Origin of the sequence: Terrisphaera buseokensis, assembly GCF_047521145.2 — a bacterium.
GTDB lineage: Bacteria > Verrucomicrobiota > Verrucomicrobiia > Opitutales > Opitutaceae > ER46.
This window is the reverse complement of record NZ_CM134186.1, coordinates 3,238,664-3,253,225: the sequence shown is the minus strand read 5'-3', so window position 1 is coordinate 3,253,225 and position 14,562 is coordinate 3,238,664. Positions and strand designations below refer to the sequence as shown.

Annotated in this window: 9 protein-coding genes; 3 read left to right on the top strand and 6 right to left on the bottom strand. The window is 66.3% G+C overall.

All coding sequences use genetic code 11. From position 1 onward, the window contains the following. Positions 1–78 precede the first annotated feature (78 nt). On the bottom strand, positions 79–2,427 hold the full coding sequence (locus tag ACLJEU_RS12140) for a DUF4962 domain-containing protein (RefSeq protein WP_414663004.1): 2,349 nt from the start codon (positions 2,425–2,427) through the stop codon (positions 79–81). 163 nt (positions 2,428–2,590) lie between these two features. On the opposite strand from ACLJEU_RS12140, the gene ACLJEU_RS12135 reads away from it, so the two are divergent. After that, positions 2,591–5,281: a DUF6797 domain-containing protein gene (locus ACLJEU_RS12135; protein WP_414663003.1), complete on the top strand. Its 2,691-nt coding sequence runs from the start codon at positions 2,591–2,593 to the stop codon at positions 5,279–5,281. A gap of 199 nt (positions 5,282–5,480) precedes the next feature. Here the strand turns inward: ACLJEU_RS12135 and ACLJEU_RS12130 are convergent, their stop codons facing one another. After that, positions 5,481–6,497 carry a BPSS1187 family protein gene (locus ACLJEU_RS12130; protein ID WP_414663129.1) on the bottom strand — a complete coding sequence of 339 codons (1,017 nt, stop codon included), beginning with the start codon at positions 6,495–6,497 and terminating at the stop codon, positions 5,481–5,483. A 324-nt stretch (positions 6,498–6,821) separates the two neighbouring features. Here ACLJEU_RS12130 and ACLJEU_RS12125 point away from each other — a divergent pair, with 324 nt between their 5' ends. Beyond that, positions 6,822–8,228: a hypothetical protein gene (locus ACLJEU_RS12125; RefSeq protein ID WP_414663002.1), complete on the top strand. Its 1,407-nt coding sequence runs from the start codon at positions 6,822–6,824 to the stop codon at positions 8,226–8,228. 214 nt (positions 8,229–8,442) lie between these two features. Here ACLJEU_RS12125 and ACLJEU_RS12120 read toward each other — a convergent pair whose 3' ends face one another. The 3 genes from ACLJEU_RS12120 to ACLJEU_RS12110 form a co-directional block, all read right to left on the bottom strand. Next, positions 8,443–9,336, bottom strand: a complete 894-nt coding sequence (locus ACLJEU_RS12120; protein ID WP_414663001.1) for a hypothetical protein — start codon at positions 9,334–9,336, stop codon at positions 8,443–8,445. A gap of 151 nt (positions 9,337–9,487) precedes the next feature. After that, positions 9,488–10,453 carry a DNA/RNA non-specific endonuclease gene (locus ACLJEU_RS12115; protein WP_414663000.1) on the bottom strand — a complete coding sequence of 322 codons (966 nt, stop codon included), beginning with the start codon at positions 10,451–10,453 and terminating at the stop codon, positions 9,488–9,490. Continuing rightward, a complete protein-coding gene (locus tag ACLJEU_RS12110; RefSeq protein ID WP_414662999.1) occupies positions 10,450–11,754 on the bottom strand; it encodes a Gfo/Idh/MocA family protein in 1,305 nt (434 codons plus the stop codon). The genes ACLJEU_RS12115 and ACLJEU_RS12110 overlap by 4 nt, the downstream gene beginning before the upstream one ends. 100 nt (positions 11,755–11,854) lie before the next feature. Between ACLJEU_RS12110 and ACLJEU_RS12105 the strand changes: the two genes are divergently transcribed. Further along, a complete protein-coding gene (locus ACLJEU_RS12105) occupies positions 11,855–12,826 on the top strand; it encodes a type II secretion system F family protein (protein WP_414662998.1) in 972 nt (323 codons plus the stop codon). Between the two features lie 275 nt (positions 12,827–13,101). Here ACLJEU_RS12105 and ACLJEU_RS12100 read toward each other — a convergent pair whose 3' ends face one another. Next, positions 13,102–14,562, bottom strand: a complete 1,461-nt coding sequence (locus tag ACLJEU_RS12100; RefSeq protein WP_414662997.1) for a DUF1501 domain-containing protein — start codon at positions 14,560–14,562, stop codon at positions 13,102–13,104.

Sequence of the window (14,562 nt, the reverse complement as noted above, 5' to 3'; positions counted from 1 at the left end):
ACCCGTGCGCGGCACAAGTCTGCACGCAGCGAGCGCCACCGCACCGGACGAGCAGCCCCGGCCCGGATCGCGCGTGGCCTAAATCGCCGGCAACGTCACACGCACCTTTTCTTCGGTGCCGGGCCGGGGAAACCGAAATGTGTAACGGCGTCCGCCGACTGTCACCTCCACCGCCGTCGTGCTCGTTTCATCGACGCGACTCGCTTTCCATTCGGGCGCCTGGCCCGCGCGATACGGCATCAGCACGGTCACCATGCCGAGCGCGCGCCGCGCCTCGCGCGTGCCAGCCTCGACGTGCCAGTGATTCGGAAATTCCCGCGTGGGCGCCGGCTCGAAACCGTCCGTCTGCTGGAACAACACCGGCACCGGCGACAGATAGGCGACGTCGAGCCCCGCCAGCGGCTGCTCGACGCGCAGCCGCGACGTCGCCGGACTGATCGCGAACTCCTTCAAGCCATGCAGCATGAACTGGAACGTGGCGGGCTTCGGCGCCACGAGTTCGTCGTACATGACGACGAACGGCTGCGTGCCTTTCACGAACACGACGTGACGCCACGCCTTGACGAGCCGGCCGCCATACGCCGGCGTCGCGTCGCCCGCGATGTAATCGTAGTCCGCCCGCAGCTCTTCGCGCACGACGGCGCCCTTGGCCGCGACCGAGTGCTCCGTCTGGCCCACGCCGTCGACGAGCACCGCGTTCTGCGCGCGCGTGGTGTGCACGAATTTGTAGTGAAAGGCGCTGCCATGCAGGTCGCGGTAGCCGTTCGCCACCAGCAGGGCCTCGCCATAGGCGTTCAACAGAAATGAATTCTGCGGGTTGTGGCCGTGGCTCTGCGAGCCGAACGGACTCGACTTGAAAAGGAAGTGCACATCGTCGCGGCTGCTGACGAGCGTCGTGTGCAGACTCGCCACGCCGATGCCGTGAAACACCTTCGACTGCGGCAGGTCCGTCGGCGGACGCGCCGCCGGCAGCGCCGGCAGATTTGCGCGGTAGAGGAAACCGAGAAAGCCGCCGTTCTCGCGAAGATCCTTTTCCTGCGCCCACCAGCGCCAGTGGCCCGCGTTGCCGCCGTCGCCGCTCGCGGAACGCGCGCGCAAGTGATACTCGAGAAAACTCGGCGCGCTGACCGGTCGCGACGAGAGATCGCCGAATCCGGCGTTCGGCGAATGTGGCGGCGCGATGTACAGCGGGTAGTCACCGACCTGCGCGAAGAACGGTTTCTTCAGGCCGTCGATGCCGAGCGCCGACTGTGCCACCTGCAGCCACCACACGGCCTTGGCCTGGTAGCCGCTCCAATAACTGACGCCCTCGTGCCAGCCGCCGTCGTCGTCCGACCACACGGGATAGCACGCGTAGAATTTGTTCACGGCGTAGTCGAGCCACTGCGGCGCCTCCGGAATCTCGTCGATGAACGCGATCCCGGCCTCGGCGATCTTGTGCCACACGCGATTGCCATGGCTGTTGAAGGGGCGCTGCAGGTGGCCGACGCCGCGCTGCACCTCCCCGCTGTTCCATGCCTCGAGCACGCGCTCGCGCATCGCCGCCTGAACTTTCGTCCGCTCCGCGGGCGTGAACATGTCCCACGCCCAGTCGTACGCGCGCGCCGGCCGGTAGAGCAGCGGTTTGCCCGCCTCGCAGTTGAGCGTGAAATTGGTGTTTCCCTTCGGGTCCCACGACGCCAGATGCAGCACCCAGCGCCGCGCGGCCTCGCCGTAGGTCTTGTCTCCGGTCAGTAAATACACGAACGCGATCGTCTCCGCCTCGTTGCACGCCTTTTCCGTCTGCTCGCGATTGGGCCACCAGTATTTGATCAACGCGGCGTCGTTCTTGTCCCGCGCCGATCCCTTGTGCTCGGGTTCGGGCGTCGGTCCCGCCTTGATGTACGCGTCGGCCGCCTTCTTCAGCACCGCGAACGCCTTCGCCTCGCGACCCGCCGCGAGTTCGCGCAACCGCGGCAATTCCTCGGGGCGCAGAAACAGCCGCGGATGCGTGGCGGGAACCTTGGCCCGTTGCTGCGCACGCGTTGGCATCGGCAGCGTCGCGGCCGTCGCCGGCACCTCGACCCGGCGCGCCACGCTCCACTCAGAGATCGCACCCTTCGCGTCGGTGCACCGGTACCGCCAGAAATACGCGCCAGGTGCCACCGCGGCGTCGTGCGTATACGTCGGCCACACCACGTCCTCGATCGTGGTGGTGGCGGAGGCGGGAAACTCACGGCTGGCCGACCATTGGACCGCATACGTGACGGCGTTCGCCGGCGCGACCCACGTGAACGTCGGCGGATTCAACGGCACGGTGGCGCCATCCGCCGGCCGGTAGCCCCACTCGTCGGGCTTGGCCGGACGCTGGTCGAGCGGTACCGCCGCGTGACTATGGCCACCGACCAGAAACGCCGCCACGCCAAGAACGAAGGGAAAGGTTCGCATGAGAGGTAAAGGGACGCTGTCCGAGCAATGCCCGAAGCTTTCGCGGAGCACAACGTCCGGCGGAAGGTTAGCAGGGTTTTTCCTTCCGCACCGGCGGTTTTCGAATACCTGTTGAGGCCCGCTCCGCACCCGGAGCGTCCGCGGCCCCGCCGCCCTCGACATCATGCGCTCCCCTTCCTTCCGATTCCTCCTCCGGTTGCCCGCGGCCCAGACCGTCCTTTCGCTCGCCCTCCTCGGCGGAGCCGCACTGCCCGCCGTCCACGCCGCCGCCGCACCGAAGAAGGCACCAGCCGCGCTGGCCGATGAAACGCCCTGGGTGGAGGCGGACTTTCCGTTCTTCTCGACGGTGCTCGACGCACGCAAATCGGGTGCGGCGTTTCCCGCGGACAATCTCTCGCCCCGCGGCATCGTGCTGAATCTCGGCCGCGATTGCTGGGCGTGTTTCGATCCCGATCTGCTGCGCATCGCCGCGGTGTGGCGGGGTCCCGGCGTCACGCCGAAGGCACTCGCGCCCGGCTCCTATCACGACGTGAGCCGCAAGACTCCGGGCGGTCAGAGCCCCCTGCCCCAGCCCGACGGAAAACTCTGGCTCGCCAGCGGCATTTATCCGGGCTGGCAGACAGGCGCGACGCTCTCGCTCGTCGATCCCCGCGAACCCGCGCCGAGTCCCGAGGAAGTCGGCCGCGGCCCGATCGCGGAAACGCAGGGCCGGCTCGACGCCCTGCGACTCGTCGAGGGCGGCGTCGTCTTCGAATACACGGCCGGCGGCGCCAAAATCCGCGAATGGACAACGCTGTCCGAACACGGCGGTCAGCCCGTCATCGAGCGACATATCACGGTCGGCCCGACGCCACAGGCCCTGCGCCTGGTGCTCGGCGCCAAGGCCCCCGACGCCAGCGTCACGCTTGGCGTCGATGCCGCTGGCAGCGCCGAACTCGCCGAGGAAAACGCCGTGTGGACCGTGCGCGTGCCGGCGCACACGCAGACCATCTCGTTCGTAGTGGCGCTGACGGAACGCGGCCCGGCACCCGTCGTGAAAACGCGTGCGTTGCCCACGGCCCTGGCGAAGCCGCGATGGCCGCAGACGGTCACGACAACGATCAAACGCTCGACCGCCAAGGACGCCTACGTCGTCGACCACATCGCGCTTCCGGAAAACAATCCCTGGCGCCGGGCGGTGCGCGCCGGCGACATCCAGTTCTTCAAGGACGGCACCGGCGTGACCATCACGCTCGACGGCGACGTGTGGATCGTGCGCGGACTGAATGATCCCGCGGACAAGGTGACGTGGCGGCGCTTCGCGTCCGGTCTGCACGAGCCCATGACGATCGCGCTGCGCGACGAGGAAATTTTCGCGTTCGACAAGAACGGCATCTGGCGGCTGCGCGACACGAACGGCGACGGCGAGGCCGATGTGCACGAACTATTTTCAAACGCCTTCGCCCAGACCGCCGATCTCCGTGAGTTTCCGGCCACGATCCGACTCGCGCCCAACGGCGAGTTCATCATCGCCAAGGGCGGTCAGCAGGCCGCGACGCTCGGCAAGCACAACGGCAGCGTGCTGCGGGTGTCGGCCGACGGACGCACGTCCACGGTGCTCGGCTACGGTTTCCGCCAGCCGAACATCGGCGTGAACCTGCGCACGGGACTGGTCACCTCGAGCGACCAGCAGGGTCAGTACATTCCATCGACGCCGCTGCACATCGTGCGCGACCGGCTGTTCTACGGTTTCCTCGCGCCGTTCCAACCCAAGGAAAAATATCCGTCGCCGCCGGCCGAACCGCTGACGTGGATTCCGCATTCCATCAATTCATCCGCCGTCTCCCAAGTGTGGCTGTTCGGCGCGAAGATGGGGCCGCTCAATGACGGGCTCGTGCACATCGGCTTCAACAAGCCCGAAGTCTTCCGCGTGCTGCTGAACAACCGCACGCCGCGGCCGCAGGCCGCCGTGGTGAGCATCACGAAGGCGTTCGAATTTCCGCCGCTCAACGGCTCGGTGAATCCCAGCGACGGCCAGCTCTACATCGCGGGCTTCCAGATTCTCGGCTGGGGCAACGTCATCGACACCGCGGCCGGCATGGGGCGCGTGCGTTACACCGGCGCGCCGGTCACGATGCCGAGCGAGGTCGTGCCAATGGATCAGGGCGTGTTGCTGCGCTTCGACGTCGCGCTCGATCCGAAACAGGCGCGCGACCCCGCGAGCTATTCGCTGCAGAGCTGGAGTTATCAGCGCACCTACAAGTATGGCTCGCCCCAATACAAGGCCGACGGCACGCCGGGCCAGGATGCGTTGACGGCCAGCAGCGCGTATCTGTCGAAGGATGGCCGCAGCGTGTTTGTCGGCGTGCCCGGCATGAAGCCCGTCATGCAGCTGCGCGTGGGCTGGTCGCTCGCGACCGCGGCTGGCGCACGGTTTGACGACAACGCCTACACCACGCCGTACGAGCTCGCGAAATTCGATCCCAAGGCGGAAGGCTTTGACGATCTCAAGGTCGACCTGACGCCCCGCGCGGTGGTGGCGCAGGCGAGCGGACCGGTCAGCCTCGAGGAAGGCCAGCGGCTCGCGCAGCTGTTTGCATGCGTCGCCTGCCACGCGGACACCTACAATCCCATCGTGGCGAAATCCGGCCCGCCGTGGAAGGGCCTGTTCGGCAGCCAGCGCGCTGTGTTCGTGGCCGGTAAGACGACGAAGGTTACCGTCGACGAAGCCTACATTCGCGAGTCGATTCTCGATCCGTCGGCGAAGATCGCCTCCGGCTTCGAAAAGGGCGAGTACGCCATGCCGAGCTTCGCCGGCGTGCTCACGGATTCACAGGTCGAGTCGCTGGTGCTCTTCGTGAAAAGCCTGAAGTAATTCTCAGTTGCAGAAATCGGAGCGCAAGCCTCCGGCGTTTGATCACGCTTCGCTCCGTTCTGCCCAAGGCAGCAGAGGAGACAGAATTAACAGAATGTCACAGAATGAGTCGGAGGCGGGAGCGCAGGCTGCCCCGGTTTCTGCTCAGGGCATTCTGAACATTCTGTCCATTCTGTCTAAACCTCCGGGCCGTAGACGCTCACTTCTTCCCGCAGTCGGGATCAACCGGCACGGCTGCCCCGGTCTGCTCGACGGGGTGCGTGAACAGATAGCGCCACACGGCTTCGTGGAGAAACTTGCCGCTGGCGTCCTTGCCTGATGCCCCACCGGGCACGACTGAACTATGCGCGCGCTTCGCGTCGCCCTTGACGTCAAAGTGCGTCGTAAGCCGGCGGCTGTTGCCGTAAGGCGGCTGGCTGCTGTCGACATCGACGATCGCACCGTGCTGGTGCAATCCGAGCATCTGCCACGACCGACAGTAATGATCGCCGGTCCAGCCGCCATCGAGCACGTGGCTGAAACCAAAGAACCGATTCGACGGCGTGGCCGAGGGAAACCCCTGCCAGCTCTCGAGCTGATCGCGCGGCCCGCAGAACGCCACCACGCGATCGACCCGCTGGTGCACGGCGAACCGCGCTGCCGTGGTCGCGCCGTGCGAGCTGCCCGCGATGATCACCTTTTCCCAATTCAGGCCCTGGCGATCGGCGGAAAAAAACTGCTCCCATTTGCCCTGCGGATGCTCGCGCGCCAGCCAGCGCACGAACTGATACGCGCGTTCCATCATGCCGTCCGGCTGCGGAATCGACGCCAGCGGCGTGAAGTCCTGTCCCGTCGCCGCCTCGAGTCGCATCTTACCGAGGCTGGTGCCGTCGTCGCGCGCCTTGGTTGGGATGATCCCGAACCACTTGTTCGCGTAGTGCACTTGAATCGCATGCAAGCCGTAGTCGCCGAGACGGTCGAAGAGCGGTGCACCGTAGCCCATGAGCCACACGACCAGGCGGCCACGAGGCGCCACGCGCGTGTCGACGACCGCGTGCTGCAAATCCTGCACCTTGCCCTCCTTGTCGGTGAAGCGAAAATCGATCGCCGGATGCTCCCGCGCGCGGGAATCGATATCGCTCGCGCGCTTCGTGAGATGATAACGCTGCGGCGCAGCATCGCCGTACGCCGGCACCGGGACGTCAGCCGCAGTCATCGGAGCCGCGCAGCACGCCATTACGAGAAGACAAAAGCCAGGGAAGCGGGATTTCATGGGGAGCAGGCGCACAGTTGCGATTTCCAGGCGGGAGACGATGCGAATGTCGGATCGCCCTCGCGACCACCCCTGCCTTGCAAAAATCATCGTGGCGACGAGCGCCAGCGAGCGGCCGTTGCGGGTGTGGCTACGAGCGCCAGCGAGTGGCGTCAGGTTGCGGCGCGACCCCTCCGCCCTGTCACGCGCCAACGCGTCCGTCCGCCCGCGCACGCAGCCGCCATCGCACCTCACGAGCGCACGAAAAGGCGGTGTCCTTGCGTGCACCTTTCTGCCAACAAAACAGCCATGCACTCACCCCGCCGTCTTCTCTCGCTGCTGGGCGTCGCCCTCGCCCTTGGTTGCTCGCTCGCTCCGGCCGCGGAGTTGCGCATCGGCGCCGCGGCGATCGACATCACGCCGCCCAACGGCATCGCCATGGCCGGCTACTACGCCACGCGGCTCGCCGAGGGCACGCACGATCCGCTGCACGCCAAGGCCCTCGTGTTTGAACAGGACGGCGTCAAGGCCGCGCTCGTCGCCCTCGACCTCGTCACCGTGTCGCGCGCCACCGTCGAGGAGGCGCGCCGGCAGATCGCGCGCACGACGGGCGTGAAGGAGGAGGCGATCATGATCAGCGCCACGCACAGCCACACCGGTCCGCTGATGAACGGGATCTCGGTCCGCAACGCCGCGTACGGCGGCGATCTCGAAGTGGCGAAACTCTACACCGCCGCCCTGCCGGGAAAAATCGCCGCCGCCGTGCGGCAGGCCGAACTCGCGCTCGTGCCCGCCCGGCTCTCCGCCGCCGTCGGCAGCGAACCCAGCCTGCCGTTCAACCGGCGCTTCGTGATGAAGGACGGCTCGATCGGCTGGAATCCGGGCAAGCTGAATCCGAACATCGTCCGGCCCACCGGTCCCATCGACCCGGCCGTTCCGGTCGTCTTCGCCGAAACCCCCGCCGGGAAACCGCTCGCGACCTACGTCAACTTCGCGATGCACCTCGATACCGTCGGCGGCATGCAGTTCTCCTCCGACTACGCATTCACGCTCGCACGTATCCTGAATCAGGTGACGACCCCCGACATGCTGACGGTGTTCACCATCGGTTGCGCCGGCGACATCAACCACGTCAACACCGGGATCAAGGCGCCGCAAAAGGGACACGTGGAGGCGACACGCATCGGCACCATCCTCGCCGGCGAGGTGCTCAAGACCTACGCGCGGCTCGAGCCGGTCGCGACCGCACGGCCCGCGTTCCGGCACGAGCTGGTGCCGTTGCCCCTGCCCGTGCTCGCGCCGGGCGAGGTCGAGAAGGCGCGCGCGTTTGCCACGCGCATCGGCAGCCCGAAGGATCCGACGTTTCTGGAAAAGGTCTGGGCGTTCAAGGTGCTCGACGTCTACGGCCGCAACGGCCAGCCGCAGGACGTCGAGGTGCAGGTCATCTCGCTCGGCCGCGATCTCGCCTGGGTCGGCCTGCCGGGTGAAATTTTTGTCGAGCTCGGCCTCGCGATCAAAGCCGCCTCGCCGTTCAAGCACACGATCATCGCCGAGCTGGCCAACGGCAGCATCGGTTACATCCCGACGAAGCGCGCGTACGCCGAGGGCAACTACGAGCCGATCAGCGCGCGCTGCGCGGAAGGTTCAGGCGAGATGATCGTCGATGCGGCCGTGCGCTTGCTGAAAGCCCTGCACGCTGAGGCGGCGGCGAAGTAGGATTCGAAGTCGCAGTTTCTTCGATTCGATCACGGGCGCGCACAAGGCGCGCCCTTACGTCGGCTCACGACGTTCCAGCCACGCCTTATACCAATCGCTGCTTGCGTTTGGACCTCTGGATCGATCGTGGCTACGAGCGCCAGCGAGTGGCCGAACGACCACTCGCTGGCGCTCGTAGCCACGGCTAAAGTCCAAAGGCAAAAAGCGATTGGTATTATTTCTTTTTCGGCTGCTTCGCCGCCGGCGCCGCTTTCGGTGTCGCCGGCATGTCGACCACGGGCAGCGGCGTCTTGTCCATGTATTCAACCACCGTCGGGTCGCCGATCTTCACCTCGGTCTTGAAGGTCTCCGTGGCCTTGAGCGACACCGGCTTTACTGTCTCCCGCCCGATGTGCGGCCCCGCGAGCGCCAGCATCGCCGGCAGCGTCTCCCGCATCGCCAGCCCGCGCGACGGACAGCTGATCTTCGTCGTCCACAGGAGCGTCTTCTCTTTCCGAGCTGCCGCACTGTAATCGTACGCGGAGATCGCCGCCACATAGAGATCCTCGGTCGCCAGATTGGATATCATCTCCTGGTCCGCGTCCCGAAACAGCACGCCCTGCAGCATGTCCTGGTTGAACGGATCCGGCTCCTTCGAAATCAAACCCACCTTGTACGCGCCCATGAAGCGCAGCAGCTGGCGGCGGTTCACCTGCTGCCCCTCCATGTCGTCCGGATTTCCCGAATACATCCGGTCCGTGTTCATCGTCCCCCAGGTCCAGAACAGCAACAGCGACGGCGGATGTTGATCGGTCGCAGGCAGGTAGCCCTGCTTGGCGAGGACCTTGCCGATGGTCTTGAAGACCTCCTCCTTCGGCGGCACCTTTTCCCCGGCAATGATGCCGCCGAAGTCCCGGTAACCGGCGCTGATCGCGACGTAGTACGCGGGATTCGCCGGCGTCACCGCCCGACGCAACGCACCCACCGGCGTCGTATCCGTCACGGCAATCACCTGCACGTCGTGCTTGGGAAAGATCCAATCGAGGATGCCGGCCCGCGCCGGTGCGGACAGCATGACGCCGCCCATGGTCAGAATCAGGACGGCGCGCAGCGTGGGAAAGGGGCTCATGGCTTCACCTCCATGACGCCGTCCACGATCGGCCAGTGACCGGGAAACGTGCAGGCTGCTGGATAATGGGTTCGAATGGGCCGGAGCCTGCGGCGATCCACCGGGGAATGCCACGGCGAAGTTCAGCCCCCGGTGCGGGCGGCGGCTGGGTTTACCAGAGCCGCGTCGCGCGCTGCGCCTCGATCGCGCGTTCGGCGTCGTCCTCAAGCTCCGCGAGAAAATCCAGGCCGGTCCGGCGTTGAATCTCCGCAATGCTGGTCAGGTAACGATCAGGCGATCCCTCCGGCGGCGCCTCCTGCGGCACAATCAGCGCCAGCGTGCGCAGTTTGCCTTCGTTCTCGTCTATCACGATCAGGTAGAAGGCCTCCGGCACCGCCACGCTGCCGCGCAGACGCCGGGGCTGCGCGCCAAACACCGGACCGGTCAGCACCCACACCTCGCCATAGCGGGCCGGATAACTGGTCGCGATCCGCTGCTCGAGTTCGCGCCACACGCCGGCGTTCATCGCGTGCAGCTGCGGCGACACGTTCGACATCAGGAACGTTTCGCGCTGCGCCGCCTTGCCGTGCCGCGTGGCGATGGCGTAGTTCGGCGCGAGGTGGCCGCGGTCGTAACCACTGCCTGCATACACGTCGGGGGTGATCCGCGCCGCGGTGCGGCGGTCGACCTCGAACTTCTCCGGCCGCGCCGCGGGCGTCGGAATACGGTCCATGTCCTGCACCCGGTACGCGGCCCACAGCGGATTGCCGAGGCCATCGTGGTATCCCACAACGTAGGCCTGGTTGGCCAACACGCGGAGCGAAGCGGCCCCTGCCGTGGTGGTATAGGCGCGCGGCACGCCGCCATACACGATTGTCTTGTCGCCCGTCGCGATCCGCCCGCTGGCGGTGTCGGCATAGTACAGCTGCCAGACATCCCAGGCGACATCGAGGACCGTGACGCGCTTGTCGCGCTCGAAGGCGTTGCCCACGAGCCGCCGCACCTCTTCCTGGCGCGCGGCGGGTTGAAACAGAAACCAGCCGCCGAGCACGGCGCCGACGGCGAGGTTGAGCCCAAGGATCCACTTCGCGGCCGCGCGCGGCAGCGGAAACGGGAGTCGGCGCGAAAGGCGGCTCATGCCCGGTACGGGTGCTGCCACGGCGCGCGATAGGCGCGCTGCAGCAATGCCGCCGCCTCAGGCTGCCCGGTGATCTGCTCGGTTGCCGCGTCCCAGTGAATGCGGGCACCGGTCTCGTAGGCGATCATCGCCAGCTTCACGGCCGTCGTGGAGAGATGGGCGTCGGCCACGGTGCAGCTCGCGGGTTTGCGGAGCCGCACACAGTCCAGGAACTCCGCCAGGTGCAGCGTGCCCATGTCGGCCTTGGGTTCGTGCACCACGCGTTCGGCGCTCTTTCCCTTCGGCGTGAAGATCCATTTCTGATCCGCGACAAACACCGTGCCCTTCTCGCCATAGAAGAAGATCCCGTTGTTGGTCTCCGGGGTGAACTCCTCCGCGCCCCACAGCCGGTGACGCCAGGTGACCGGGCAGCGCTCGAACTCGAAGTGCACCGCCAGCGTATCCGGCGTCGTGATGCGTCCCTTGAGCTGGTAGAGTCCGCCGGTCGCCGTGACCCACTTCGGCGCCGTTTCGCCGAGAATCGTCCGCGTCGCGTCGATCAGATGGATGCCCCAGTCGAAGAGATGGCCCTGTCCGCTGGTTTTTTCCAAGCGCCAGTTGCGGTGTCCGACCTGCGCGCTGTACGGGATTTTCGGGCCCGGACCGCACCACAGCTCCCAGTCGAGCGACGCCGGCGGCGGCTGCGCGGTCGGGTCCGCCAGTCCCGCGGTGAAGTGAATCTGGGCCTCGGCCTGCACGACCCGGCCGAGGTGGCCGTCGTTGATGAACTGCCGGACCGCCGGATACGCCGCGCTTTTCCGCCGCTGGAATCCCACCTGCACGATGCGGCCGCTCTTCGCGACGGCGTCGACCATCGCGCGACCTTCGCGCACGTCGTAGAACAGCGGCTTCTCGCAGTAAACATCCAGCCCGCGTCCAACCGCGGCGATCAGCTGCAACGCGTGCCAGTGCGGCGGCGTGGCAATGATGACCGCCTCGAGGCCCGGCGCGCCGAGCATGTCCTCGTACAGCTTGTACGTCTTGGGCTTCGAGCCCTGCAACTGCTCCACCTCGGCGGCACTCTTCGCGAGGTTCTCGCTGTCGATGTCGCACAGCGCGACCACCTCAACGCCACCGGCCTTGAACGCAGCCTTGACGTCCACCATGCCCCACCAGCCACAGCCGATCACGCCGAGCTTCACCTTGCGCCTGGCCGACGTCGCCGGGGCCGGGGTTTCCGCTCCGCCGGCTCGCAAGGGCGATAGGGCTGCGGCTCCGAGCGCGGCGGCACCGAGGAATTGACGGCGATTGAGGGCATTCATGCGCGCAGTCTTGCGGCTCGCCCCCCGACGGAAAGGCAAAAGCGCGGCCGCACTTCGCAGTCGTATCGTCGCGGCAACCGTGTTCCCTCCCACCACGCCCATGCCCCTCGGTCACCGCAAACTTTCGGCCTGGTATCGTCAGCTCGCGCAGCAACTCGAAGCCGGCCTGCCGCTCGCCGATGCGATCCGTGCCTCACGCGGCACCGGTGCACCCGCGGCGGGACTCGAGCAGATGGCGACGACGATTGAGCGCGGAGGGTCGACCGACGACGCGCTGCGAGCGGCGGGCGCGTGGCTGCCGCTCGCGGATGTGCTGGCGCTTTCCGCCGCGGCAGGCGCCGGCCGCATGCCACGGACGCTGGACAACCTGTCCGCCCGCCACGCCGAGATTGGGGCCGCCAAACTCCGGCTCGCCCTCGCCTGCCTTTATCCACTCGGCATTCTTCACTTCGGCCTGCTGCTGCTGCCCGTGATGGGAATGATCGACTGGGAGAAGGGATTCCAGTGGAGCACGACGGCGTACGTCCGCGGCGTGCTGCGGACGATCATTCCACTTTGGGCCGTTGGCGGCATTTTCTGGATTATGGCGCGACGCGGCAGCCCGGTGCTGAGCCGGCTCGCGCGCCTGCTGCCCGGTTTGCGCGGCTACGTGCGTTTTCAGGCGCTGGCTGATTTTTGTTTCGGTCTCGCCAACTTCCTCGAGGCGGGTGTGCCGATCGGCCAGGCTTGGGCCGCCGCCGGACTGGTCACGCGCTCAACGGACTTGATGGCCGCGGCCGCAGCCATGGAAACTGTCATCGCGGGCGGCGCCGCCCCCGGTCGGAAGCTGGGCGCGTGGGCGTGTTTTCCACCGGAGTTCGTCGGGCTGTATCGCTCCGGCGAGGACACCGGTCACCTCGAAGCCAATCTGCACAAACTCACCGCGCAATATCAGGACGCCGCCAACCGCGCGCTGGCGTTCGCCACCCTGCTCTACCCCGCCGTCCTCTTCGTCGCCGTCGCCGGCACCGTCGCCTATCACGTCATCTCGATCTACGCGGCGTATTTGAGAATGTTGGACAAGATCGTGTAGCCATCCGCGCCATCTGCGGTCAAAATTGATGGGAGCGATCGGTAACGCCATCGGCGAAACGTGCGTGCTTCGCGAAAGCTCTGTCCGGTCCCTCAGCTCTCAACTCTCATCACTCAACTCCTCATACCAATCGCTGCTTGCTTTTGGACTTCTGGATCGATCGTGGCTACGAGCGCCAGCGAGTGGTCGTTCGGCCACTCGCTGGCGCTCGTAGCCACGGCTAAAGTCCAAACGCAAAGAGCGATTGGTATCACTCGCTGGGCCGCAGGCCGAGATCAGGCGAGAATATCCTTCACCACGTGGCCGTGCACATCGGTCAGCCGGAAGTCGCGGCCCTGGAAGCGGAAGGTCAGCGCAGTGTGATCGAAGCCGAGGAGGTGCAGGATGGTCGCCTGCAGATCGTGCACGTGCACCTTGTTCTCCACGATGCCGAAGCCGAGCTCATCCGTTTGACCGTAGCTGAAGCCCGGCTTCACGCCGCCGCCGGCGAGAAAAAGTGAAAACGCATCCGGAAAATGGTCACGCCCGAGCACGTCACTCCCCGAGGTGCGACCTTCGCGGAACGGCGTGCGTCCAAACTCGCCGCCCCACACGACGAGGGTGTCGTCGAGCAGCCCGCGCTGCCGCAAATCGCGAATCAACGCCGTCACCGGTTTGTCCGTCCGCGCCATCTTCGTCGTGAGACCGTCGCGAATGTCCTCGCGCGGACTCGTGCCGTGGAAGTCCCAGCCCCAGTCGAACAGCTGGACGAACCGCACGCCCTGCTCCAGCAGCCGCCGGCCGAGCAGGCAGTTGTTGGCGAAGCTGGCCTCGCCGGGCTTCGCACCGTAGGCCTCGAGCACCGACGCCGGCTCGCGGGCAATATCCATGACCTCTGGCACGCTCGCCTGCATGCGAAACGCCAGTTCGTACTGCGAGATGCGCGTGGCCGTCTCGGGGTGGCCGAGCTCCGCCGCCTGCAGTTCGTTCAACGCCCGCATCGCATCCAGCGTCTGGCGACGCATCGCGCGATCCATGCCGGGCGGATCGCTCACGTACAGGACGGGATCGCCCTTCGAGCGGCACTGCACGCCCTGAAACACTGACGGCAAAAAACCCGTGCCCCACGCGCTCTGGCCCGCGCTTGGCTGCGTGCCACTGCTGATCAGGACGACAAAGCCCGGCAGATTCTGGTTCTCGGAACCGAGTCCGTACGTGACCCATGATCCCATCGACGGCCGGCCGCCGCGGGGCGAGCCGGTGAACAGCAGCAGCTCGGCGGGCGTGTGATTGAACTGATCGCTGTTCATCGACTTGATGACGCACAGTTCGTCCGCGATGGACTGGAAATGCGGAATCGCATCCGACATCCAGATACCACCCTTGCCGTACTGGGCAAAGGTGCGCGGCGTGCCCATGAGTTTCGGCGTGCCGCTGGTGAAGGCGAATTTCTTGCCCTTCACGAACGCATCGGGCGCGAACTCGCCGTCGCGTTTCACCAGCTCCGGCTTGTAGTCGAACAGGTCGAGATGCGGCGGACCGCCCGACATGTGCAGATAGATCACCCGCTTCACCTTCGGCGCAAAGTGCGGGGGCCGCACGGCGAAGGGATTGAGTTCCGCTGCTCCGGCCGTTGCCGCGCCGAGCGGCGTCGCTCGCAACGCCTCCATCGCAATGGCGCCGAGGCTGAACTGCCCGACGTTGCGCAGGAACTGGCGGCGGGTCTGATGTTGGATCTGTTGGAGACGGAGATTCAT